Origin of the sequence: Herbaspirillum sp. NPDC101397, assembly GCF_044767325.1 — a bacterium.
GTDB lineage: Bacteria > Pseudomonadota > Gammaproteobacteria > Burkholderiales > Burkholderiaceae_D > Herbaspirillum.
In genome coordinates this window covers 181,838-204,380 of the sequence record NZ_JBIWNS010000006.1, presented here as the reverse complement: position 1 = coordinate 204,380, position 22,543 = coordinate 181,838, and the positions used below count along the sequence as shown (strand labels likewise).

Here is a 22,543-nt window from a genome sequence, read left to right as displayed (position 1 = left end):
TCGTGTGACAGGCGATCGTTCCTATCTCTACTCACGCGATCAGAGAATCGTTAAAACGGATGAGTTTTCATCCGTTTTTCGTTTGCGACCGGTGTATCGGACTGCCCATTTCGTCCTGTACGCGCGCAACAACGACTTGCCGCTAGCGCGTCTGGGTGTCGTCGCCGCCAAACGCATGGCGCCGCGCGCGGTCACCCGGAACACGATCAAACGCGTCACCCGCGAATTGTTCCGGCAAACGGCATTGGCATTGCCCCAGATAGATTGCATCGTGCGTTTGTCGAAACCGGTCAACAGCAAGAGCGGACCGGCGACCAACGCCAGACTCAAAGCGGAATTGCGCGACGAGTTGTCACAGTTGTTTGCATTTTTGCTGAACGCGACCGCGTTTGCCAGGAAGCCGGAAAATACGTGATGAAAACGCCTTTGCTCCTGCTGTTACGCGCCTACAAGCTGGGAGTCAGCCCGTATCTCGGGCAGAATTGCCGTTTTTATCCCAGCTGTTCCGACTACGCCGCCGAAGCCATCCGTCTCCATGGCGCCTGGAAGGGCAGCATGCTGGCCGGCAAACGCCTGTGCAAATGCCATCCCTGGCATCCCGGCGGACTCGATCCGGTACCTGAGTCCACCACATCAGATTCCTCCTCTCCCACTGTAGCCGCTGGCGGCTGCAGCCACTCCTGATTTATTGGTCAATACTCTTATGGATATCAAACGTACCGTCCTGTGGGTTGTCTTCTCGTTTTCCCTGCTGCTGCTCTGGGATGGCTGGCAACGTCATAACGGCAAGCCGTCGATGTTTTTCCCGACGACGACCCAAGAGGCGACTCCGGCCGCTGCCGGCGCTGACCCGTCCAAATCTTCCGTGCCGCAAGCGGCCGGCGCCGCCGGCAAGACCGCCGGTGCAGCCGACGTGGCGGGCGGCCTGCCTGCCGCCAAGGGTGAGACCATCACCATCACGACCGACGTCGTCAAGGCCGATATCGACACCATCGGCGGCGAGCTCAAGCGTCTGGAACTGCTGAAGCACCGCGACACCGTCGACCCGACCAAGAACCTGGTCCTGTTCGATTCCAGCGCCGGCCACACCTATCTGGCTGAATCCGGCCTGATCGGCGGCGCCTTCCCGACCCACAAGTCGATCTTCACCGCCAAGCCGGGCGCACGCGCGCTGGACAACGGCAACGAAGTCCAACTGGTGCTGGAAGCGCAGGAGAACGGCGTCAAGCTGACCAAGACCTATACCTTCAAGCGCGACAGTTACCTGATCGACCTGAAGCACACCGTCACCAACGACAGCGCCGCCGCGATCACGCCTTCGCTGTACCTGCAACTGCTGCGCGACAGCAACAAGCCGGGCGGCGAATCGCATTTCTACAGCACCTTCACCGGTCCTGCGGTCTACACCAATGCCGAGAAATTCGAAAAGCTGGATTTTGAAAAAATCGAAAGCGGCAAGCAAACGCACGCGACCAAGGCCGACAACGGTTGGGTGGCGATGGTGCAGCATTATTTTGTTTCCGCCTTTATTCCACCGGAAACAGCCCAGCGTGACATCTTCGCAAAGAAGATCGACGGGAATGTCTATGCGGTTGGCAGCATCTTGCCGCTGGGTACGATCGCACCGGGTGCGTCGACGACCATGGATGCGCGCCTGTATTCCGGTCCGACCGACTCCAAGACCCTGGAAAGCATTGCGCCCGGACTTGAGCTGGTGCGCGACTACGGCCATCTGGGCGCTTTGCTCGGCCAGCCGATTTTCTGGCTGATGATCCACATCCACGCCCTGGTCGGCAACTGGGGCTGGACCATCATCCTGCTGACCGTGCTGATCAAACTGGTGTTCTTCCCGTTGTCGGCAGCCAGCTACCGCAGCATGGCCAAGATGAAGGCCGTCACCCCGAAGATGACCGCGATCCGCGAGCGTCACAAGGGCGATCCGCAGGCGATGAATCGCGAAATGATGTCGTTGTACAAGACCGAAAAGATCAATCCGCTGGGCGGCTGTCTGCCGATCGTGATTCAGATCCCTGTCTTCATCGCGCTTTACTCCGTGCTGCTGGCCAGCGTGGAAATGCGCGGTGCGCCGTGGCTGGGCTGGGTCCACGACCTGACCGCGCCGGATACGCTATTCACGATTCCGTTCATCAACATGCCAATCGGCATCCTGCCGATCCTGATGGCGATCTCGATGTTCATCCAGACCAAGCTCAACCCGACTCCTCCGGATCCGGTGCAGGCCAAGGTCATGATGTTCATGCCTATCGTGTTCTCGTTCATGTTCTTCTTCTTCCCGTCCGGCCTCGTGCTGTACTGGGTTGTGAACAACGTCCTGTCGATCACGCAGCAATGGGTCATCACCCGAAAGCTGCAGGCAGGCAAGGCTTGACGACCTGCTTGTGATTCACTTGTTAGTCGAAAAAGCCCGTGGCATGATTTTCACGGGCTTTTTTTTCGCCCCCGTTTTCCTATTTTTTGAAAAGCAGTGCGCATCATGACTCTCGACATTTCTCCCATCGCCGCCATCGCCACCGCCCCCGGACGCGGCGGCATCGGCGTGGTCCGTCTCTCGGGCAAGAACCTGTGGCCGGTGGTGCAGGCCATCTGCGGCAAGGATGAAAGTTCGTTGGCGCCGCGCCACGCCAGCTATCTGCCGTTCAGGCGCGCCGACGGCAGCCTGATCGACCAGGGCTTGGCGATCTACTTCAAGGCGCCGCATTCCTATACCGGCGAAGACGTGCTCGAACTGCAAGGCCATGGCGGCCCGGTGGTCATGCAGATGCTGCTGGCGCGCTGCCTCGAAGCCGGTGTCGACATCGGCCTGCGCCTGGCCGAGCCGGGTGAGTTCACCCAACGCGCCTTCCTCAACGACAAGCTTGATCTGGCGCAGGCCGAAGCGGTCGCCGACCTGATCGAAGCGTCCACCGAAGCAGCCGCCAAGTCGGCTTCGGAATCGCTGTCAGGCGCGTTCTCCAAGGTCATTCACGATCTGGTGAGCAAGGTTACCAATCTGCGTATGCTGGTCGAGGCAACCTTGGATTTCCCCGAGGAAGAAATCGACTTCCTTGAGCAATCCGACGCCCGCGGCCAGCTCGCCGCCATCCGCGCCACGCTCGACGACGTCTTCATGCATGCCTCGCAAGGCGCGCTGTTGCGCGACGGCCTCAACGTCGTGCTGGCCGGCAAGCCCAACGTCGGCAAGTCCTCGCTGCTGAACGTGCTGGCCGGCTCCGACGTCGCCATCGTTACACCGATTGCCGGCACCACGCGCGACAAAGTGACTGAGACCATCCAGATCGAAGGCATGCCGCTCAACATCATCGATACCGCCGGTATACGCGAAGCCGATGAAGATGGCAGCGGCCCCGACGAAGTTGAGCGCATCGGCATCGAACGCACCTGGGGCGAAGTCGCCAAGGCCGATGTCATCCTGCACATGCTCGACGCCGACCGCGGTCCGACACTGGAAGATGAAAAGATCACCGAGCGTTTCCCCGACGGTGTGCCGGTCATCCGCATCTGGAACAAGATCGACCGCTCCGGCCACAAGCCCGCGGTCGACAAGATGTCGGACGCCACGCATATTTACCTGTCCGCCACCGACCAGGTCGGCATCGACTTGCTGCGCGGCGAATTGCTGCGCATCGCCGGCTGGCAGCAGACGGTGGAATCGCGCTACCTCGCGCGCGAACGCCATCTGATCGCCCTGAAGGCCGCGCGCGACTATCTGGAAAGCGCTGCTGCCCACGCTTCGGTCGACAACCAGGCCAGCGACAAGTCTCTGGACTTGTTTGCGGAAGAGCTGCGCCTGGCGCAGGAGCGCCTGAGCAGCATCACCGGTAAGTTCACGCCGGACGATTTGCTGGGCGTGATTTTCTCGCGCTTCTGTATTGGGAAATAAGGTGGTCGACCTGCGGGGAAGTATGCGAACACAATCCTGTAACGGATGTTACAGGGTGTAAAAACCATAGGTGGACAGGGAAGGGGACGTTATCTTGAGCACTCCCTCCCCTCCAATTCATCACCCCCCTGAGGATTGGATTTAACCCGCGCGCCGCAAGGCCGCGGGTTTTTTTCTGGGCGACGCCAATCGGACGAACGGTATGAGCGTTGCCTTAGACTTCTTCGGAGCGATCGTGCGGCGCGGTCTGCAGGATGGCGGCCGGCGGATATAACTGCAGCGCGTTGTGCAGCTTGCCGATGGCGCGGCACATGTCTTCGAAGCCGCTGGCTTCCACTTTCGATTTGAACTGGTAAATCGTGCCGTCGACCCAGACTTCGCGCTCGGCTTCTCTGAGTATGTTCATGTTTGTCTCCATCTCATTTTTGTGAGGGAATGGTAGCACGGTGGTTTTCCGGCGCAAGACGGTGGCGGTTTTGCGACACTCATCGTGTCCTGCTGCGCATGTCCAGGCCTGCTTTTGCACCCGGTTTATCTGTGAAAAAACGCAAACCGGCGCTATGCCGATGCACTTTTTTGCGTCCTCTGCAGAGCCGGAAAACAACTGCTAAGATGCCCCTCTGCCCGATGCCGCAGAGCAGCATCTTTCCCATTTTTAGGAGTCTTCATGTCGCAAACCAACCCACGCGTTGCCGATCATCCCATCGATCCACAATTCCTGAATCGCTGGTCGCCGCGCGCCTACACCGGCGCCGACATCTCCGAAGAAACCGTGCTGAGTTTCCTCGAAGCCGCACGCTGGGCGCCGTCGTCCTACAATTCGCAGCCATGGCGCTTCGTCTACGCGCGTCGCGGCACGCCACAATGGGACAGCCTGCTGGGCTTGCTCAACGACTTCAACCGCAGCTGGGCGGACAAGGCCTCGGTGCTGATCATCGTGCTGTCCAAGACCACCTTCACGCCGCCGGGTGCCGCTGCGCCGGGACCTGCGCCGACGCATTCCTTCGACGCCGGTTCGGCTTGGGCCTACCTGGCGCTGCAAGCGAGCCTGTCGGGTTGGCATGCACACGGCATGGCAGGTTTCGACAAGGAAAAAACCCGAACCGAACTGGGCATTCCCGCCGACTTCGCCATTGAAGCTGCAGTTGCGATCGGTAAAATCGGCGACAAATCGATCCTTCCGGAAGGCCTGCAAGCCCGCGAACTGCCGTCTCCGCGCGAGCCGCTGAGCAAATTGGCGTTTGAAGGTAAATTTCAGGGTTAATTTGTAGAAAAGTACTGGAATTCCTGGAAAAGCTCGGCTATAATTGCGGTCTTTCAGCGAGACTGAAAACCAGATCTGGAGTGGTAGTTCAGTTGGTTAGAATACCGGCCTGTCACGCCGGGGGTCGCGGGTTCGAGCCCCGTCCGCTCCGCCAAAACACAAACGCCTGCTTAGTGCAAACTAAGCAGGCGTTTTTGTTTGTATTTTCATATTCATGCCCGAAGGGCATGCATTATGCGGAGCGGAGAGAGCCGCCTGCGCGGCTCTCGGCGGGGCTCGAAGGGATTCGCTTGCAAGCGAATCGGCGGCCTGCGGAACGTAGGCGAGCCCCAATGCCCCGCAAAAGTAAAAGCCCCGCTTAGTGCAAACTAAGCGGGGCTTTTACGTCGTACAAGAGTCAAAGAGTTTAGTCGAGTTTACTTCCCCTTCCTCTCCGTACTCAACTGCTCAATCACATGCCGCGGCGCCTCGGCATAATGCTTGAACTCCATCGTATAAGTAGCGCGCCCCTGCGTCGCCGAACGCAAGGAAGTCGAGTACCCGAACATCTCCGACAGCGGCACTTCGGCCTTGATGATCTTGCCGCCGCCACCGGCAATTTCATCCATGCCCTGCACCATGCCGCGTCGTGACGACAAATCGCCCATGACGCTGCCGGCGTAGTCTTCCGGCGTTTCCACCTCGACCGCCATCATCGGCTCCAGCAGCACCGGACTGGCCCGGCGCATGCCTTCCTTGAACGCCATCGAACCGGCCATGCGGAAAGCATTTTCGTTCGAGTCGACGTCATGGTAAGAACCGAAGGTCAGCGTCGCACGGATGTCGACCACGGGATAACCGGCCAGCACGCCGCTGCCCAGCGTTTCCTGGATGCCCTTGTCGACCGCCGGAATGAACTCGCGCGGCACCACGCCGCCCTTGATGGCGTCAACAAACTCGTAGCCTGTACCAGGCGGCAGCGGTTCCAGCTTCAGCACCACGTGGCCGTACTGGCCGCGTCCGCCGGATTGCTTGACGAATTTGCCTTCGACATCTTCAATCGTCTTGCGAATCGCTTCGCGGTAGGCCACCTGCGGCTTGCCGACGGTGGCTTCGACGTTGAACTCGCGCTTCATGCGATCGACCAGGATTTCCAGATGCAGCTCGCCCATGCCGGAAATGATGGTCTGGCCCGATTCCTCATCGGTACGCACGCGGAACGATGGATCTTCCTGCGCGAGGCGATTCAGGGCGATGCCCATCTTTTCCTGGTCGGCCTTGGTCTTCGGTTCCACTGCCTGCGAAATCACCGGCTCAGGGAAGACCATGCGTTCCAGGATGATCACGTGATCCGGATCGGTCAGCGTGTCGCCGGTGGTGACATCCTTCAGCCCGACCGCAGCCGCGATGTCGCCCGCATACACTTCCTTGATTTCCTTGCGCTCATTCGCATGCATTTGCAGGATGCGGCCGAGGCGTTCCTTCTTGCCCTTGATCGGGTTGTAGACGGTGTCGCCGGAATTGACCATGCCCGAATACGCACGGAAGAAAACCAACTGGCCGACGAACGGGTCGGTCATGATCTTGAACGCGAGCGCCGAGAATTTTTCGTCATCGGACGGGTGGCGTTCAATCTCATTGTCGTCTTCATCGTGACCCTTGATCGCCGGCACGTCGATCGGCGACGGCAGGTAATCGATCACGGCGTCGAGCATGGCTTGCACGCCCTTGTTCTTGAAAGCGCTGCCGGCCAGCATCGGCACGATCTCGCCGGCGATGGTGCGCAGGCGCAGGCCGTGCTTGACGTCTTCTTCGGTCAGCGGCGTGCCGCTGAGGTATTTTTCCAGCAGCTGTTCATTGGCTTCGGCGGCCTGTTCGATCATCTTGTCGTGCCACTCGCGCGCAGTCTCTTCCAGCTCGACCGGAATCGGCTGGTATTCGAACTTCACGCCCTGGCTGGCTTCATCCCAGATGATCGCTTTCATCTTGACCAGATCGATCACGCCCTGGAAATGGTCTTCCGCACCGATCGGAATCTGGATCGGCACGGCATTGCCTTTCAGGCGGTCGCCGATCTGTTTCTGCACGCGGAAAAAGTCCGCGCCGATACGGTCCATCTTGTTGACGAAGGCCATGCGCGGGACGCCATATTTGTTCGCCTGGCGCCACACGGTTTCGGATTGCGGCTGCACGCCGCCGACCGAGTCGTAGACCATGACCGCGCCGTCGAGCACGCGCATCGAGCGTTCGACTTCGATGGTGAAGTCGACGTGGCCCGGCGTGTCGATGATGTTGATGCGGTGTTCCGGATAATTGCCGGCCATGCCTTTCCAGAAGGCGGTGGTGGCCGCGGAGGTGATGGTGATGCCGCGTTCCTGCTCCTGCTCCATCCAGTCCATGGTCGCAGCGCCGTCATGCACTTCGCCAATCTTGTGATTGACGCCGGTATAAAACAGGATGCGCTCGGTGGTGGTGGTTTTACCGGCATCGATGTGCGCACTGATACCAATGTTCCGGTAATGTTCTATACGGGTCTTGCGTGTCATGACATTTTCCTTTTCGTTGCATCGTTGGATGGAACCGGCAGAAAGCAATCGCGGCGGAGTCACATTATGCGCATATTTTTGCATCCTATGCTGTCCGCCGTACTGGCTGATCGGCGCTGAAAGTCCGAACTGCAATTCTTCCCAGGTTCTTCTGGCGGCTTTCTTTCCTGCAAGACAACAGCAAGACCGGAAGCCTGCGCATCATCATAGTTTGTATTTATGTAATGCGTGTTACATAATAGGTTTTCACTGAAAATCTTGTCAAGGTATTTTTGTAATTCAAGTTATATTAAGCTACACTGGGCGTTGATATCCCATGCAGTCGTTGTAAAAAAGGAGAATTCCCATGCAGCAAACAAGAGGGCGGCCGCGCAGTTTCGACCGAGACGAAGCGCTACGCCTGGCAATGCAGGTTTTTTGGAACAAGGGTTACGAAGGCACCACCATGGCCGACCTGACGGCCGCCATCGGCGTCAAGGCGCCGAGCCTGTACGCCGCGTTCGGCGACAAGAATGCGCTGTTCCGCGAAGCCATCGATTTCTATTCGGCAACCACCGCCATCGGGCCGATCAACGCCTTGAAAGAGGGCAAGGGCATGCGCGAGGATTTGCACAACATGTTGCAAACCAGCGTCGCGTTGTATGCCGACCCGGCCAACGGCAAGGGCTGCATGGTGGTCGTCTCGGCCATCAATTGCGCCCCCGAAAATGCCGCCCATGCCGAAGAAATGACGGTGCGCCGCCAGAAGAAGCGGCAGGAGCTGGTCAAGCGTTTCCGCAAGGCGCAGGAGCAGAATGAAGTGAGCGCCGACGCCGACATCGACGGCCTGGCCGATTTTTACACCGCCGTCCTGCACGGCCTGTCGCTGAGCGCGCGCGACGGCGTCAGCTGCGAGCGTCTGGCCGGCACCATCTGTCACGCCATGAAGGCGCTCGATGCGGTGCTGGTTACGCCGAAGAAAAAGCGCACAGTGCAATAGACAGCAGAATTCCGCAGCGCCATCAAAAACGCCGGGCCGATCTTGCGATCGCCCGGCGTCGTTCGTTGGCGGAATTGGAAGAGGCCAATCAGGCCGCAGCAGCCAGTGCCGCAGAGCCGTCGTTCTCGCGCAATTGTCCACCCAGCGCTTCGATCAGGTCGGCCAGCATCTTGCTGACTTCCCCGGTCATCAACATGAAATCGCCGTCAAAACGCTCGTCGTCGTTCTTTGATGTGACGTCGCTGTCTTCCTTCAACACGTCCAGCGGCGTGATCTTCTTCACGCTCAGGTTTTCGGTCAGCACGAACGACACGCGGTCGTTCCAGGTCAGCGCCAGGCGCGTGCATTGCTTGCCCGATTCGATGTGGCGCTGCACATCTTCCGGCTCCAGCGTGTGGCGCACGAAGCGTACGGTCGCCTTGCTGTCGCCGCTGGCACGCAGTTCGGTGTCCTGATCGACGGTGAAGCCGCTCGGCGCTTCGTCCGAGGCCAGCCAGTCGGTCATCGACGACAAGGGTGAGCGCACCGTGCGCAGCGTTTCCAGCGGGAACTTCGGGATCGCCTTGAGCAGCAGCTTCAACACTTCTTCAGCCTTGCCGGGGCTGCCGGCATCGACGATCAGCCAGCCGTTGACCGGGTCGATCCAGGTCCAGGTGCTGCGCACGATGCTGAAGGCGCGCGGCAGCAACTCATCGGTGACCTGCTCTTTCAATTCCTTGGTCTGCTTGCGGCCCGGCGCGAAACCTTGTTGTTCTTCCAACTCGGCGGCGCGCGCCTTGGTCACCTGATTGATCACGGTGCTCGGCAGCAGTTTCTTTTCAGTGTCCAGCTTGAGCAGGAACTGACGATTGACGACATGCACCAGGCGTTCGTTGCCGCGCGGCGAAACCCAGCCCTGCGACTGCATTTCCAGGCTGGAGCAGGCGGCAAAGGCCTGCGGAGCGAGATTGGATTCGAGCTGGTCGGCGCTGATGGCCCAAGGGGCCGGAAGGCGATAAATCTGAAGGTTCTTAAACCACATGGCGTTCGGGCAAAAGCGTCCATTTTACACGCAGCTTGAGGGGCCTCCGATATTCCCGCCGACTTTATCTGCGTGCGCGGGCGCAGGCCGCATGCAGCCTGATTCGGCTATTCGAACCCGAGTTCGCCTTGCGAAAAATCCTCGCGTTCGGGCGCGCCGTCGTTCTTCGACAGGGCTCCCACGCGCACGCCCAGCAGCCGGATGCGCTGCTCCAGCGGCACCCGCCGCAGGCATTCGCCGGCGGCGCGCCGGATCGCGGCGGGGTCGTTCACGGATGCCGGCAAGGTGACATCGCGCGTCACCGTAGAGAAATCGGCGTAGCGCAGCTTGATGCCGATGGTGCGTCCAAGATAACCCTTGCGGTGCAGGTCTTCCGACACGCGCGTGCACAGCGCGGTGAAAATTTCGGACAGCTTGTCGCGGTCATGACGCGCATGCAGGTCGCGCTCGAAGGTGGTTTCGCGGCTGATCGACTTCGGCTCCGAGCTGGTCGTGACCGGCCGGTCATCGATGCCTTGCGCAACATTGCCGAGCCAGGCCGAATAGCTGCGGCCGAAATGATCCTGCAACAGGCCGGCGTCGGTGCGCGCCAGGTCGCCGATGGTGAGGATGCCGAGCGCGGTCAGCTTCTCGGCCGCCTTGGGACCGATGCCGTTGATCTTGCGCGCCGGCAGCGGCCAGATGCGCGTGGGCACGTCGGCCATGGTCAGGATGGTCAGGCCATTAGGTTTTTCCAGGTCTGAGCAGATTTTGGCGAGCAGCTTGTTGGGGGCGATTCCGATCGAGCACGACAGACCGGTGGTTTCGTTGACGGCGTTCTTGATGCGCGTGGCCAGTGCGCGCGTTTCTTCGTCGTGTTCGCTGAGGTCGATGTAGATTTCATCAATCCCGCGATCCTCGATCAGCGGGGCGATACTCGCAACGGCCTTCTTGAACAGCCGGGAATAGTGACGATAAGAATCGAAATCCACCGGCAGCAGGACGGCGTCGGGCGCCAGCTGCGCCGCCTTCATCATGCCCATGGCGGAAAACACGCCGAGAGCGCGCGCTTCATAGGTGGAGGTAGTGATGACACCACGCCCGACGTAGTCGCGCAGGATGGCAAATTCGCGCGTGCCGTCGTCGCGCATGACCGGCTGGTGCACCGAACGACCGCCGATGACCACGGCCCGGCCGCGCAATTCCGGATAGCGCAGCAACTCCACCGATGCATAGAACGCATCCATGTCGAGGTGCGCAATGCGGCGGGCGTTGGCGGTCATGAAGTTCGGTTGGGATAACTTGAGCACGGCGCATTGCCGTACGCCGCATCAATAATGCGGTGGTCTTTCATTCTCGATGCTGCGCGGCTCGCTTGCACTGTTGGCGGCGTCCTTCACCTGCCGCGCCAGCGCGGTCAGCAGCTTTTCGAGCTCGTCGATTTTCTTTTGCTGCTCGTAGACAATCTTGTTGAGTGTATCAACGGTATCTTCCTGATGCGTCAGTTTCAGTTCGATGTCGACCAGACGTTCTTCGTCGATCATGGTGTGTTCTCCTGTGCGGCCGGCGTGTCGCCGAGCCAACGTAATGCGCCTTGTGCGGCCTTGCGACCGCTGGCGAAGCAGGCGGTCAGCAGGTAACCGCCGGTCGGCGCTTCCCAATCCAGCATTTCGCCGGCGCAGAATACGCCCGGCGACTGACGCAGCATCAGGTGATGTTCATCCGCGTCCTGCATCGCCTCGAATGGTACACCGCCGGCACTGCTGATGGCTTCGTCTATCGGCCGTGGCGCGCGCAGTTTGACCGGCAATTCCTTGATCGCCTGCGCCAGCTTGTGCATATCCTGGAAATCTTCCGCGCTGGTGCATTCGCGCAGCAGCGCCGCCTTCGCACCCTTGAGTTTGAGCCGGCTCTGCAGATGGCTGGACATCGAGCGTGCGCCGCGCGGATGTTGCAGCTCGCTCAGTACGCGCGCGGGTAACCAGTCCGGAAGCAGATCGAGATATAGCGTGGCTGGCGCGGACGGCGTGATGGCGTCGCGCAAAGGCGCAGAAAGGGCATAGATCAGGCCGCCTTCGATGCCGGTATCGGTGATGATGCATTCGCCCTGGCGGCGCAGCGGTGTGCCGTCGCCGAGGATGACGGTGGCGGCGACGGTTTTGAGCGGTTCGCCGGCGGCGCGGCTGCGGAAGTGTTCGCTCCAGTCGACGTCGAAGCCGCAGTTCGACGGCCGCAGGGGCGCCAGATCGACGCCGCGTTCGGCCAGCAGCGGCATCCACGCGCCGTCCGAACCGAGGCGCTTCCAGCTGCCGCCGCCGAGCGCAAGAATGGTAGTCGATGCGGCCGAGGAAATGTCACCGTCGGGGGTGGCGAAGCGCAACTTGCCATCCGCATCCCAACCTTGCCAGCGATGCCGCATGTGGAAACGCACGCCTGCTTCGCGCAGCCGATGCAGCCAGGCGCGCAACAGCGGCGCGGCCTTCATGTCGGTCGGGAAAACACGTCCGGAACTGCCCACGAAGGTGTCGATTCCGAGTCCGTGTATCCACGTGCGCAAATCTTCGGGCGTGAAATCCTTGAGCAATGCGGCAACTTCATTGCGGCGCGCGCCGTAGCGCGAGAGGAAGCCGTCGAGGTCTTCCGAATGGGTGATGTTCATGCCGCCCTTGCCGGCCAGCAGGAACTTGCGTCCCACCGAAGGCATGGCGTCGTAGAGGTCGACCTGCACGCCGGCCAGCGCCAGTACTTCGGCGGCCATCAGGCCGGCCGGACCACCGCCGATGACGGCGACCGGGGCGGTGCGTGCGGGGTCAGTGGCGGGATGGGGCACTGTATTTCTTTTCCAGTCTGGCCACCAGCATGGCCAAGCAAATCGTCATGCTGAAATACACCACCGAAATCGTGATGTACGGCTCCCAGTAGCGCGAATAACTGCCTGCCACGGTGCGCGCGGCGTAGGCCAGTTCTGCCAGGCCGATGGTCGACACCAGTGAGGAATCCTTGAGCAGCGTGATGGCTTCATTGCCCAGCGGCGGCAGCATGCGGCGGAACGCCTGCGGCAAAATGATGTAGCGCATGCGCAGGCGATAGCCCATGCCAAGACTCGATGCCGCATAGCTCTGGCCGCGGTCGATCGACTGGATGCCGGCGCGGAAGATTTCGGAGATGTATGCCGCAGCATTGAGCGACAAGGCCACGATGCCCGACACGAATGCGCCGTAATCCTGCTTGATGGTGCGCGCCAGTTCGCCGGAAATCAGCAGGCCGTTGTCCTGGTGGATCAGCACCGGCATCACGGCGAAATGGATCAGCAGGATCTGCACGAACAGCGGCGTGCCGCGGAAGAACGCAACGTAGAAGCCGGCGATCCACTTGGTGACGCGCAGGATGTATTTCCACACGCCGTGCTGCACGTCGGCCAGCCGCAGCATGCCCAGCAGGAGGCCCATCACGGTGCCCGCGACAATGCTGATCACGGCCACTTCGAGCGTCATGAAGAAGCCCTTGATGAACAGCGGCGCGTAGCCTTCGATGATGCTCCAGCGGAAATCCATGGCGGAAAATTGTATGGTGGACATGAAAAATGCGCAATCCGGCGGACTGCGCATTTGTCGAGATTATACCGTAGCGCCGCAGCCGCACTGTGATTGCGGCGGCTGCACTACGGCCTGCAAAGATGTTATTTCTTGGCGCCGAAGTACTGCGTGCTGATCTTGTCGAAAGTGCCGTCGGCCTTCAGGTCGGCCATGCCCTTGTTGACCTTGTTGAGCAGCTCGGTGTTGCCTTTGCGCACGGCGATGCCGTAATACTCTTTAGGGAAGTTGGCGTCCGACACGGTGCGCAGCTTGCTCGACGGATTGTTGGTGATGTAGTTCTTGACCACGGCGTCGTCGGCGACCACGGCGTCAACACCGCCGGTTTCCAGTTCCTTCAATGCCAGCGGGGTGGAGTCGAGGCGCTTGATGTTGGGATTGTTCTTGCCCAGCAATTGCTGCACGATCTCGTCGCCCGAGGTCGCGCTCTGCACGCCGACCTTGAGGTTCTTGAGGTCGTCGAACTTCTGCACCTTGGCGTCGGCTGCCGGCACTGCGATCAGCTGGCTTGCTTCGAAATACGGCTCGGAGAAGTCGACGGTCTGCTTGCGCTCGTCGGTGATGGTGATGGCCGAGATCAGCAGGTCGCGATCGCCCTGCGCCAGGAAGTTGAAGAAGCCTTCGAACGGCGTCGGCACGAACTTCACTTCGATGCCGATCTTTTGCGCCAGCGCCTTCATCACGTCGATATCGAAGCCGACCACTTCCTTCTTTTCATTCTCTGCCGAGAACGGCGCATAAGCCGATTCCACGCCGACCAGGTAGACCTTGGCGGCAGCGGCGGCGGGCGCTTGCGCTGCTTCGTCTTTCTTGCCGCAAGCGGACAGTGCGGCGACAGCGGCGACCAGCGCCAGTGCAGGAGCGAATTGCTTGAAGTACTTGTTCATGACCAACCTTGTAAAAATAAGAACAGCAGATGAAAACAGGGCCCGGGTAGGCCGCCGCCGCGCAAGCGCATCGGGGTGTCGGAAAGGGGAGGATTGTAAACGTTTACGGTCCGGTTCAACGCCATTTGCAGCGCAAAATAAGGTGCAATCGCGTTTTCGATGCGCGGATATTGAAAAATGTGCAACAAATGTGGGAGGGCGAGGGCCTGTCCGCCGTACAGGGGCGGACAGCTAAAGCCGGCAGCCTATTGCTCAGGGCGTCGGACGGTCTGGAAAATGTATTTGAGGGCATCGCCGATGGTCGATTCCCACACCGGCCAGGCATGGGCGCCGTTGACGATGCGCAGTTCGGCCGGTTGCTTGTTCTTGCGCAGCAGCGCATAGAACTGGGTGGCTTCGCTCTCGATCATGAAGTCGTCATCGTCGCCGGAGTTGATGTACATCGGCACTTTGATGTTCTTCTTCAGGAATTCGTCCCACAGCGCCGGATAATTGTGCGCCTTCCAGATGGCCGGATCGAAGTCGGGTGAGCCGAACACCTTGACGAAGCGCGCCGATGAGGTGGCAGGCGGCTCCGGATTATAGATGGCCGGGCTCAGCAGCGCGGCGGCCTGGAATTTTTCCGGATACTTGAGCGCAAAACGCATGGCGCCATAACCGCCCATCGACAGCCCGCCGACCAGGCGACCGTCGCGTCCGGTCAGGGTGCGAAAGCGTTTCTGCACTTGTGGAATCAGATCGGCAAAAAAGGCGGTCTCGACTTTTTCCTTGAGGTCAACGAACCAGGTGGTGCCGGCGTCCGGCATGATGATGATAGCCGGGGGAATATCGCCGGAGGCAATCAGCGCGTCGGCAGTGGCCTGAATGCGTCCCTTGACCGGCCAGTCATTGCGATGGCCGTCATTGCCGTGCAGCAGATACAGCACCGGGTAACGCAGGTTGGATGTTTCATAGCCGGTCGGCAGGTAGACGTTGTAGTTCCATGCGCGTCCCAATGCGGGCGACTGGAATTCGACGTTGGTGATGCTGCTCGCCTGTGCGCCGGCAGATGCCAGCAACAGCATGGTCAGCAGCGCAAGTAGTGAACGATATGACCGGGCAAGCGGTTTCCTGAAAATGGACAGCATGTCTTCTCCTCCTTATTGTTGTCGGAGACTGCGGATGCCTGGATGTCATCTCACAGCCGGGGCATTGCCCCGCAGAAAATTATACGCGGTGCAGGTGGGTCAGTCGTTGGACGGCGTCGGCGTGCTGCGCGGCTGTTGCAGCAAGGCCTTCAGGTTGGCCAGCCGGTTCTGCGGCGTGATTTTTTCCTCTTCCTTGGGTACGGCGTCGCCGACATCGAGGTTCATTTCCTTGATGAAGCGCGACGGGTCGCAAGCGGTGAATTCACGTGCGCGCTTGCGCCGTTTGCACCAGGTGATCTGCAGGCTGCGCTGGGCGCGCGTGATGCCGACGTACATCAGACGGCGTTCTTCTTCGATCCGTGCGGCGATGGTCTCGGCCGGCGCGTCGGGATCGCCCTTGTGCGGCAAGATGCCTTCCTCCACGCCGATCAGGAACACGTGCGGATATTCCAGGCCCTTGGAGGCGTGCAAGGTCGACATGCGCACGGCGTCCTGTTCTTCATCCTTGCCTTCGAGCATGGTCATGAGTGCGACCATCTGGGTCAGCTCCAGCAAGTTCTTTTCTTCGCCTTCGCCGTCCTTGCCGCCGCAGCCGCGCTCCTTGAGCCAGCTGGTGAAGTCGACCACGTTCTGCCACTTGCTTTGCGCCTGGCGTTCGTCGAAGGCGTCGTAGCAGTAGCCTTCGTAGTTGATCGCTTCCATCATGTCGTCGAGTACCTGCGCGGCGTTCTCGCCGCTGCCGGACGGACCCGGGCGGCTGGCGCGCGATTCGAGGTTGTTGATGAAATCGCAGAACTGGCGCAGCGGCAATAATTGCTTGTCGGGCAGCTTGTCTTCCAGCGCGCCCTTGTACACGGCTTCAAACAGCGAGCACTGCCACTGGCCGGCAACCGTGCCGAGCACTTCCAGCGTAGCCTGGCCGATGCCGCGGCGCGGCGTGGTGACGGCGCGGATGAAGGCAGGATCGTCGTCCTGGTTGGCGATCAGGCGCAGGTAGCTGATGATGTCCTTGATTTCGGCGCGATCGAAGTAACTCTGGCCGCCCGACATCACGTAAGGAATGCGTTCGCGCCGCAGGGCTTTTTCGAAGATGCGCGCCTGGTGGTTGCCGCGGTACAGGATCGCGTAGTCGGAGAATTTGGCACGGCGCTCGAAGCGATGCGCCGACAGCATGATGGCGACTTGGTCGGCCTCGGCCTCGTCGTCGTCCATCGCCATGACCTTGACCGGGTCGCCCAGCCCGTGTTCCGACCAGAGCGCTTTTTCAAACAGCTTGGGATTGTTGGAAATCACCGAGTTGGCGGCTTGCAGGATGCGCGTGCTGGAGCGGTAATTCTGCTCCAGCTTGATCAGGTGCAGATTGGGGAAATCGATCTGCAGCGTCTTCAGATTCTCGATGGTGGCGCCGCGCCAGGCGTAGATCGCCTGGTCGTCGTCGCCCACGGCGGTAAACATCGGCTTCTTGCCGATGCCGCTGACCAGCAGCTTGACCAGCTCGTACTGGCAGGTGTTGGTGTCCTGATATTCATCCACCAGCAGATAGCGCAGGCGCCGCTGCCAGCGGTCGCGCACTTCTTCATTACCCCGAAACAGCTCCACCGGCAGGCGGATCAGATCGTCAAAGTCGACCGCCTGATACGCCGAGAGCGTGGCGACATAGCTGCGATAGATGCGCGCGGCCACGGCTTCTTCTTCATCGACCGCATTCCTGAGCGCAAGCTCGGGATCGATCAGGCCGTTTTTCCACAGCGACATCGCATTCTGGATGCGGCGGATCAATTGCTTGTCGGTCGTTACCGCCAGATCCTGCACCAGCGAGAAACAATCGTCGCTGTCCATGATCGAAAAGCGATCCTTCAACCCCAGGTGTTTGGCTTCCTGGCGCAAAATTTTTACACCCAGCGAATGGAAGGTCGACACCGTCAGATGCTTGGCCTGTTTCGGTTCCTTGAGCAGCTTGGCGATGCGCTCCTGCATTTCCAGCGCGGCTTTGTTGGTGAAAGTCAGCGCGGCGATGTGGCGCGATTCGTAGCCGCAATTCTCGATCAGGTGGGCGATCTTCTGCGTGATGACGCGCGTCTTGCCCGAGCCGGCGCCGGCCAGCACCAGGCAAGGGCCGTTCATGTACAAAACGGCTTCGCTTTGCGGGGCGTTGAGACCAAATGCGGGGGCGGAAGACATGCAGGGATCGATTGGAAGGGGATGAGGGATAACACGCCATTGTAGCAGGCCGGCCCTGCCCGGCCGGGCCTTCTGTGGGACAATAACGGCATCCCGAAACAGGTTCAAAAGCATGAAATTCAATCACTTGATTCAAATCAACGATCCGCTCAACCCGCTGATCGACAATCTGACCCGCGAACAGCTGTGGCGCGGCCTCGTCATGCGCGCCGAAGCGCCGCAATTGTTCATGGAGCATCTCGACGAATGCGTGCTGTCCGACAAGACGGACGCGGCGGTCAAGCGCATGCTGCGCTATGGCGAATTGCGTATCCATGATGTTGTGACGTACGAAGCGCTGCAGCGCGTGCACTACCACGTGCCGGCGCAGGGCGAGATCCCGACGTCCAGCCTGAGCATGACGATTGAGGAGCCCGAGGAAGAGGCGCTGTTCGTGCGTTTCGAATATGACGACGGCGCGCCGGAAGAAGAAGCCGGCACTGAAAAAGCCTTTTACGACCAGTTCCGCCGTTCGGCTTATGAAGCGGCGGACATCGACACCATCCGCATCATTCGCGAACTGATCGTCAAAGGATCAGTGCATTAAGAAGGTCACGGCGGCGTTGATGGCGCCACCACCCGCAATCAGCCAGACAAACAGCAATCCACCCAACAGCAGCGGACGAACACCCGCACGGCGCACGGATGACAGATGGGTGGTCAGGCCCAGAGCCGCCATCGCCATCGCCAGCAGGAAGGTGTCGGCGTCGAGCAGGGCGTTGGTCACGGTTGCCGGTATCGGCAGCAACGAGTTCAGCGCCACCACGCCGATGAAGGCGAACGCGAACCACGGGACGCCGGCCAGGCGCGAGGCATTTGAGCGACCTTCAGCGGCGGTCGCCGAACGGCCGCGCTGCATGTAAGCCGACAGGATCAGCAGGAACGGCGCCAGCATCATTACGCGCACCATCTTCGCGATCACTGCGGTGTTAGCGGTGTGATCGTCAATCGAGCGCGCCGCCGCCACCACTTGCGCTACTTCATGGACGGTCGAGCCGATATAGACGCCGAAGTCGGCGTGGCCCCGCAGAAAGTCCAGGCTGTGCAGCAGCGGGTACAGGAAGATCGCCGCCGAGCCGAACACCACCACTGTCGACACCGCTACAGTCACCTGTTCGCTGCGCGCGCGCAGCACCGGCTCGGTCGCCATCACCGCCGCCGCGCCGCAGATCGAGCTGCCGGCGCCGATCAGCATCACGGCATTGCGATCCAGCTTGAATACCTTCACGCCAAGAAAATAAGCGATCGCGAACGTCGACATCAGCATGCAGGCGTCAATCACCACGCCGCTCACGCCGACGTGGGCGATGTCCTGGAAGGTCAGGCGCAGGCCGTACAGCACGATGCCCAGGCGTAACAGATTCTGTTTGGAGAACGCCACGCCGTTGCTGCAGCCAGCGGCCACGCGCGGATAGACGGTATTTCCAACCAGCATGCCGAGCACGATCGCAATCGTCAGCGCGCTGAAGCCATGCGCCTGCAACCAGGCAAGGCGGCCGGCTTCAATCGAGATCAGCGCCAGCGCGGCGCTCAGGGCCAGGCCGGGGAGAACGCGGTTCAACTGCGCCGGAGGGGCTGACGGGGTGGCGACGACGGTAAGCGGCGGGGTGTTCATGATGTGCCTGACATTGAGGACTGAGCAATGAAGGCACTTTAGCGCTCTGTTATTTAAAAGAAAAACGCGTTATCTTGTTAATATCTACCTGAATAACAAGTAGATTAATGAATCATCAAGCGATCCGAGATGAAAATTACCCTTCGGCAATTACAGATATTCCTGGCCGTGGCGCAATCCGGCAGCACGACCGCCGCCGCCGATCTGGTCGCGCTGTCGCAGTCGGCCGCCAGCGCTGCGCTCAATGAACTCGAGAACACGCTCGCCGTGCAGCTGTTCGATCGCGTCGGCAAGCGCCTCATGCTCAACGACAACGGCCGCCTGCTGTTGCCGCAGGCGCAGCACCTGCTCGACGCCGCCAACACCATCGAGCAGCAATTCCTGACGCCGGATCAGGTCGGCGCCGAATTGCACATCGGCGCCAGCACGACCATCGGCAGTTACATGCTGCCGCAAATGGTGGCGGCCTATCGGCGCGCGCATCCGCAGTTACGCGTGCGCGCGCTGGTGGCCAATACCGCCGACATCGTCAACGCCGTCAGCAATTTTGAAGTCGATGCCGCGTTGATCGAAGGCCCATGCCATGCGAATGATGTCGACGTCGAGCCGTGGATGACCGATGAACTGATCGTGGTCGCCTCGCCGCGCCATGCGCTGGCGGCGCAGGGCAAGGAGCTGACGCTGAAGGCCTTGAGCGAAGCCGACTGGCTGTTGCGCGAAGAGGGCTCCGGCACGCGCGAGGCGGTCGAGCACGCCTTGCTGCCTTACCTGCATCATTTGCCTTCGGCCTGCGAGTTCGGCAATTCGGAAGCGATCAAGCGCGCCACCGCGGAAGGCATGGGCATCAGCTGCCTGTCGCGCGCGGTGGTCGAGGATCTGCTGGAGTCGGGGCGGTTGATCGAACTGGCGACGCCGCTGCCGCCTTTGCGCCGCCATTTCTACATGGTGCGCAACAAGCATCGCGTGCTGTCGGTCCGGCTGGCCTCGTTGCTGGATTTTTGCCGTGACTGGGCGGTGCGGCACGAGCAGCGCCAGGACTGAGAATTCAGGCGCGCTTCGATGCCGGGAAGCGCACCTTCACCAGCAAGCCGGTATTTTCAGCGCCGTCGGCCAGGATGATTTCGGCGCCATGCGCCGACGCGATGTCGCGCACGATCGACATGCCCAGGCCGGCGCCATGCGGATTGGCGAGTTGCGCCGACGGCGCACGGTAAAACGGCGCAAAGACGCGTTCGCGATCCGAGGCCGGGATGCCGGCGCCGGTATCCTCCACCTCCAGCAGCGGGCAGGTATCCGCACCGATCTGCTGATATCCCACGCGCACCGCGATGCGGCCGTTGACCGGCGTGTAGCGGATCGCATTATCAAGAAGGTTGACTACAAGTTCGCGCAGCAGCAACGGGCTGCCGTAGATCAGCACTTCGCCGGCGGTGTCGAAGGACAGATCGATATGTTTGGCCACGGCGTTTTGCGCCAGTTCGAGCGCGACCTGGCGTGCGGCATCGGCAAGGGAGACCGGGACGATGCCGCCTTCGACTGCGCCATGTTCGGCGCGTGCCAGCGTCAACAGGCGATTGGCCAGATGCACGGTGGAGTCGGTGGTGCCGGCGATGCTCTCGACCAGTTCGCGCAAGGCGCGTGGATCATTGGGCGTGCGATCGAACTCACGCAGCGCCAGTTCGGCCTGTGTCTTCAATACCGTCAGCGGTGTGCGCAACTGATGCGAGGCGTCGGCGATAAAGCGCCGCTGCCCCGTGATCAGGGTTTGCAGTCGCTCCATGTAGCCGTTCATGGCCAGCACCAGCGGTCGCACTTCCTTATGCACGCGCGCAGGATCAAAATCGGATAAATCGGTCGGCGCGCGCGACTCGACTTCGCTGCGCAATTGCATCAGCGGGCGCAGCACGAAGCGCACGGCGAACCACACCAGCAGAGCAGCCACCGTCACCAGCACGCCTTGGCGCCACATGGTGTCGAACAGGATCTTGCGCGTCATGCCGCGGCGTGCGTCCATGGTTTCGCCGACCTGGATCAGCGCAATGCCGCGCATCGTATCGTCGTAGACCGGCTGGTACAGTGCGGCGATGCGCACCGGTTGATTGTGGTAGTCGGCCTGGTAAAAACGCACCAGCGCGGGATACGCTTCCGAGCGTTTGACATTGGCCGGCAGCGGCGGCAAGTCATCGTAGCCGGACACGAACTCGCCGTTGACGCCGGTCACCTTGTAGTAGATACGGCCTAATGTATCGGTTTCGAAACTATCGAGCGCCACATAAGGCACGTCCGCTACCACCTGGCCGTTGACGACGGATACGCGCTCCGCCAGTGCACGCGTCGATGCCAGCAGCGAACGGTCATAGGCGATGTCGGCCACTTCCAGCGCGTTGTAATACACCGAGACCGCGTCGAGCGCGACCAGGATCAGCAGCGGCACCAGCAGCCAACGCATCAGCTGGCTGCGCAGACTGCCGAGTCCGGTAGCGATCGGTTTGCGTATCATCCGGCGGCTTGCAGCAGGTAGCCAAGACCGCGCAAGGTGGTGATGGAGACACGGCCTTGCTCCACGGCGTCGAGTTTCTTGCGCACGCGATGGATATAGATTTCGATGGCGTCGACGTTGGCGTTGTCATCGAGCGAGAACACTTCCTGGAACAGCTTTTCCTTGGCGACGGTGCGGCCGGCGCGCGTGATCAGCGTCTCCAGCACCGCATGTTCGCGCGGCGTCAACGCCAGCATCGCATCGCCGTAGGTGAACATCCGCGACACCGTGTCGAAGCTCAGCGCGCCGCACTGGATGGTGACTGCTTCATTGCCTTGTGCCCGTCGCAGCAGCGCCTTCACGCGCGCTTCCAGTTCCACCAGCTCGAAGGGTTTGGAGAGGTAGTCGTCGGCGCCGAGATTGAGGCCGTTGACGCGGTCATTGAGTCCGCCGCGCGCGGTCAGGATCAGCACCGGTGTGCGGCTGCCGCGTGCACGCAGGCGCTTGAGGACATCGAGGCCATCCATCTTCGGCAACGTCAGGTCGAGGATGACCAGCGCATACTCCTGCGTCAGCAACAGGCTGTCCGCATCGTCGCCGTTGCTGGCGCATTCGACGGTCAGGTGTGCATCCTGCAGCGCCTTGGACAGCCAGCGGGAAAGTTCGACATGATCTTCAACCAATAGAATGCGCATGATGCCGGTGCCATGAATGAGAAGCGACGTGACGGAAATACGGAACGTCGAAATGCACTGCAACAAGGAGAACAGCATGAAAAAAATCAGACCGACCGGCGCTGCAATGCGACGAATAGTTGCGGATGCTAACAGAAGCGCAGCCTTTGCAATAGCGGCTTTGCGGCACGGCGGCCAACGCTTTCGCAACACTGAAAGCCGAATGAAAGTTTGGCCGCGTAGCATCCGCTCACATAATCAAATCAAAAATAATAACAA

21 protein-coding genes and 1 tRNA gene are annotated in these 22,543 nt (G+C 60.6%); 9 read left to right on the top strand and 13 right to left on the bottom strand.

Annotated elements, in window-relative coordinates:
* Positions 1-4 precede the first annotated feature (4 nt).
* The 4 genes from rnpA to mnmE all read left to right on the top strand — a co-directional run bounded on the left by rnpA (position 5) and on the right by mnmE (position 3,901).
* Positions 5-415, top strand: a complete 411-nt coding sequence (gene rnpA / locus ACIROW_RS16040) for a ribonuclease P protein component (protein ID WP_116434435.1) — start codon at positions 5-7, stop codon at positions 413-415.
* Positions 415-684 carry a membrane protein insertion efficiency factor YidD gene (gene yidD, locus ACIROW_RS16035; RefSeq protein WP_402277323.1) on the top strand — a complete coding sequence of 90 codons (270 nt, stop codon included), beginning with the start codon at positions 415-417 and terminating at the stop codon, positions 682-684. Before rnpA ends, yidD begins: the two co-directional genes overlap by 1 nt.
* A gap of 19 nt (positions 685-703) precedes the next feature.
* Positions 704-2,389: a membrane protein insertase YidC gene (gene yidC / locus ACIROW_RS16030; protein ID WP_402277322.1), complete on the top strand. Its 1,686-nt coding sequence runs from the start codon at positions 704-706 to the stop codon at positions 2,387-2,389.
* Between the two features lie 105 nt (positions 2,390-2,494).
* Complete coding sequence (gene mnmE, locus ACIROW_RS16025; protein ID WP_402277320.1) at positions 2,495-3,901, top strand: tRNA uridine-5-carboxymethylaminomethyl(34) synthesis GTPase MnmE; 1,407 nt, start codon at positions 2,495-2,497, stop codon at positions 3,899-3,901.
* 214 nt (positions 3,902-4,115) lie between these two features.
* Here the strand turns inward: mnmE and ACIROW_RS16020 are convergent, their stop codons facing one another.
* Positions 4,116-4,307, bottom strand: a complete 192-nt coding sequence (locus ACIROW_RS16020; RefSeq protein WP_053195427.1) for a hypothetical protein — start codon at positions 4,305-4,307, stop codon at positions 4,116-4,118.
* A 261-nt stretch (positions 4,308-4,568) separates the two neighbouring features.
* Between ACIROW_RS16020 and ACIROW_RS16015 the strand changes: the two genes are divergently transcribed.
* On the top strand, positions 4,569-5,165 hold the full coding sequence (locus ACIROW_RS16015) for a nitroreductase family protein (RefSeq protein ID WP_402277319.1): 597 nt from the start codon (positions 4,569-4,571) through the stop codon (positions 5,163-5,165).
* A 77-nt stretch (positions 5,166-5,242) separates the two neighbouring features.
* Positions 5,243-5,319, top strand: a tRNA-Asp gene (locus ACIROW_RS16010).
* 262 nt (positions 5,320-5,581) lie between these two features.
* Here the strand turns inward: ACIROW_RS16010 and fusA are convergent.
* Positions 5,582-7,690: an elongation factor G gene (gene fusA, locus ACIROW_RS16005; protein WP_402277317.1), complete on the bottom strand. Its 2,109-nt coding sequence runs from the start codon at positions 7,688-7,690 to the stop codon at positions 5,582-5,584.
* 346 nt (positions 7,691-8,036) lie between these two features.
* On the opposite strand from fusA, the gene ACIROW_RS16000 reads away from it, so the two are divergent.
* Positions 8,037-8,669, top strand: a complete 633-nt coding sequence (locus tag ACIROW_RS16000; protein WP_402277315.1) for a TetR/AcrR family transcriptional regulator — start codon at positions 8,037-8,039, stop codon at positions 8,667-8,669.
* An 88-nt stretch (positions 8,670-8,757) separates the two neighbouring features.
* Here the strand turns inward: ACIROW_RS16000 and ACIROW_RS15995 are convergent, their stop codons facing one another.
* From ACIROW_RS15995 to ACIROW_RS15960, 8 genes are all read right to left on the bottom strand, one after another.
* On the bottom strand, positions 8,758-9,690 hold the full coding sequence (locus tag ACIROW_RS15995; RefSeq protein WP_402277313.1) for a recombination-associated protein RdgC: 933 nt from the start codon (positions 9,688-9,690) through the stop codon (positions 8,758-8,760).
* Between the two features lie 107 nt (positions 9,691-9,797).
* Entirely contained in the window at positions 9,798-10,952 is a 1,155-nt protein-coding gene (gene dinB, locus ACIROW_RS15990) for a DNA polymerase IV (protein WP_402277693.1), read from the bottom strand.
* Between the two features lie 48 nt (positions 10,953-11,000).
* A complete protein-coding gene (locus tag ACIROW_RS15985; RefSeq protein WP_116434429.1) occupies positions 11,001-11,213 on the bottom strand; it encodes a SlyX family protein in 213 nt (70 codons plus the stop codon).
* Positions 11,210-12,499 (bottom strand): TIGR03862 family flavoprotein, encoded by a 1,290-nt coding sequence (locus ACIROW_RS15980; protein WP_402277311.1) that lies wholly within the window; start codon positions 12,497-12,499, stop codon positions 11,210-11,212. Before ACIROW_RS15980 ends, ACIROW_RS15985 begins: the two co-directional genes overlap by 4 nt.
* Positions 12,480-13,223 carry an amino acid ABC transporter permease gene (locus ACIROW_RS15975; protein ID WP_144967960.1) on the bottom strand — a complete coding sequence of 248 codons (744 nt, stop codon included), beginning with the start codon at positions 13,221-13,223 and terminating at the stop codon, positions 12,480-12,482. The genes ACIROW_RS15980 and ACIROW_RS15975 overlap by 20 nt, the downstream gene beginning before the upstream one ends.
* Positions 13,224-13,348: 125 nt before the next feature.
* Positions 13,349-14,149, bottom strand: coding sequence for a basic amino acid ABC transporter substrate-binding protein (locus tag ACIROW_RS15970; protein ID WP_402277309.1), 801 nt, complete (start codon positions 14,147-14,149; stop codon positions 13,349-13,351).
* Positions 14,150-14,394: 245 nt separating this feature from the next.
* Positions 14,395-15,276: an alpha/beta hydrolase gene (locus ACIROW_RS15965; protein WP_402277307.1), complete on the bottom strand. Its 882-nt coding sequence runs from the start codon at positions 15,274-15,276 to the stop codon at positions 14,395-14,397.
* A gap of 99 nt (positions 15,277-15,375) precedes the next feature.
* Positions 15,376-17,457 (bottom strand): UvrD-helicase domain-containing protein, encoded by a 2,082-nt coding sequence (locus tag ACIROW_RS15960; protein WP_402277305.1) that lies wholly within the window; start codon positions 17,455-17,457, stop codon positions 15,376-15,378.
* 112 nt (positions 17,458-17,569) lie between these two features.
* Here ACIROW_RS15960 and ACIROW_RS15955 point away from each other — a divergent pair, with 112 nt between their 5' ends.
* Positions 17,570-18,043 (top strand): SRPBCC family protein, encoded by a 474-nt coding sequence (locus tag ACIROW_RS15955; protein ID WP_402277303.1) that lies wholly within the window; start codon positions 17,570-17,572, stop codon positions 18,041-18,043.
* Here the strand turns inward: ACIROW_RS15955 and ACIROW_RS15950 are convergent.
* On the bottom strand, positions 18,032-19,111 hold the full coding sequence (locus ACIROW_RS15950; protein WP_402277301.1) for a YeiH family protein: 1,080 nt from the start codon (positions 19,109-19,111) through the stop codon (positions 18,032-18,034). The two genes, ACIROW_RS15955 and ACIROW_RS15950, sit on opposite strands and share 12 nt — an antisense overlap.
* A gap of 129 nt (positions 19,112-19,240) precedes the next feature.
* Between ACIROW_RS15950 and ACIROW_RS15945 the strand changes: the two genes are divergently transcribed.
* Complete coding sequence (locus ACIROW_RS15945) at positions 19,241-20,152, top strand: LysR family transcriptional regulator (RefSeq protein WP_402277299.1); 912 nt, start codon at positions 19,241-19,243, stop codon at positions 20,150-20,152.
* Positions 20,153-20,156: 4 nt separating this feature from the next.
* Here ACIROW_RS15945 and ACIROW_RS15940 read toward each other — a convergent pair whose 3' ends face one another.
* Together ACIROW_RS15940 and ACIROW_RS15935 are read right to left on the bottom strand one after the other, a co-directional pair.
* The gene (locus tag ACIROW_RS15940; RefSeq protein WP_402277297.1) at positions 20,157-21,611 is read right to left on the bottom strand and encodes a sensor histidine kinase; all 1,455 of its coding nucleotides are present in this window, start codon (positions 21,609-21,611) and stop codon (positions 20,157-20,159) included.
* Positions 21,608-22,285, bottom strand: a complete 678-nt coding sequence (locus tag ACIROW_RS15935) for a response regulator (protein ID WP_402277295.1) — start codon at positions 22,283-22,285, stop codon at positions 21,608-21,610. Before ACIROW_RS15935 ends, ACIROW_RS15940 begins: the two co-directional genes overlap by 4 nt.
* Between the last annotated feature and the right edge of the window lie 258 nt (positions 22,286-22,543).

Excerpts from the sequence above, each read along its gene's own strand:
- yidD (WP_402277323.1), top strand. The coding sequence starts at position 415 with ATGAAAACGCCTTTGCTCCTGCTGTTACGCGCCTACAAGCTGGGAGTC.
- yidC (WP_402277322.1), top strand. The coding sequence starts at position 704 with ATGGATATCAAACGTACCGTCCTGTGGGTTGTCTTCTCGTTTTCCCTG.
- mnmE (WP_402277320.1), top strand. The coding sequence starts at position 2,495 with ATGACTCTCGACATTTCTCCCATCGCCGCCATCGCCACCGCCCCCGGA.
- ACIROW_RS16020 (WP_053195427.1), bottom strand. The coding sequence starts at position 4,307 with ATGAACATACTCAGAGAAGCCGAGCGCGAAGTCTGGGTCGACGGCACG.
- ACIROW_RS16015 (WP_402277319.1), top strand. The coding sequence starts at position 4,569 with ATGTCGCAAACCAACCCACGCGTTGCCGATCATCCCATCGATCCACAA.
- fusA (WP_402277317.1), bottom strand. The coding sequence starts at position 7,690 with ATGACACGCAAGACCCGTATAGAACATTACCGGAACATTGGTATCAGT.
- ACIROW_RS16000 (WP_402277315.1), top strand. The coding sequence starts at position 8,037 with ATGCAGCAAACAAGAGGGCGGCCGCGCAGTTTCGACCGAGACGAAGCG.
- ACIROW_RS15995 (WP_402277313.1), bottom strand. The coding sequence starts at position 9,690 with ATGTGGTTTAAGAACCTTCAGATTTATCGCCTTCCGGCCCCTTGGGCC.
- dinB (WP_402277693.1), bottom strand. The coding sequence starts at position 10,952 with ATGACCGCCAACGCCCGCCGCATTGCGCACCTCGACATGGATGCGTTC.
- ACIROW_RS15985 (WP_116434429.1), bottom strand. The coding sequence starts at position 11,213 with ATGATCGACGAAGAACGTCTGGTCGACATCGAACTGAAACTGACGCAT.
- ACIROW_RS15975 (WP_144967960.1), bottom strand. The coding sequence starts at position 13,223 with ATGGATTTCCGCTGGAGCATCATCGAAGGCTACGCGCCGCTGTTCATC.
- ACIROW_RS15970 (WP_402277309.1), bottom strand. The coding sequence starts at position 14,149 with ATGAACAAGTACTTCAAGCAATTCGCTCCTGCACTGGCGCTGGTCGCC.
- ACIROW_RS15965 (WP_402277307.1), bottom strand. The coding sequence starts at position 15,276 with ATGCTGTCCATTTTCAGGAAACCGCTTGCCCGGTCATATCGTTCACTA.
- ACIROW_RS15960 (WP_402277305.1), bottom strand. The coding sequence starts at position 17,457 with ATGTCTTCCGCCCCCGCATTTGGTCTCAACGCCCCGCAAAGCGAAGCC.
- ACIROW_RS15955 (WP_402277303.1), top strand. The coding sequence starts at position 17,570 with ATGAAATTCAATCACTTGATTCAAATCAACGATCCGCTCAACCCGCTG.
- ACIROW_RS15950 (WP_402277301.1), bottom strand. The coding sequence starts at position 19,111 with ATGAACACCCCGCCGCTTACCGTCGTCGCCACCCCGTCAGCCCCTCCG.
- ACIROW_RS15945 (WP_402277299.1), top strand. The coding sequence starts at position 19,241 with ATGAAAATTACCCTTCGGCAATTACAGATATTCCTGGCCGTGGCGCAA.
- ACIROW_RS15940 (WP_402277297.1), bottom strand. The coding sequence starts at position 21,611 with ATGATACGCAAACCGATCGCTACCGGACTCGGCAGTCTGCGCAGCCAG.
- ACIROW_RS15935 (WP_402277295.1), bottom strand. The coding sequence starts at position 22,285 with ATGCGCATTCTATTGGTTGAAGATCATGTCGAACTTTCCCGCTGGCTG.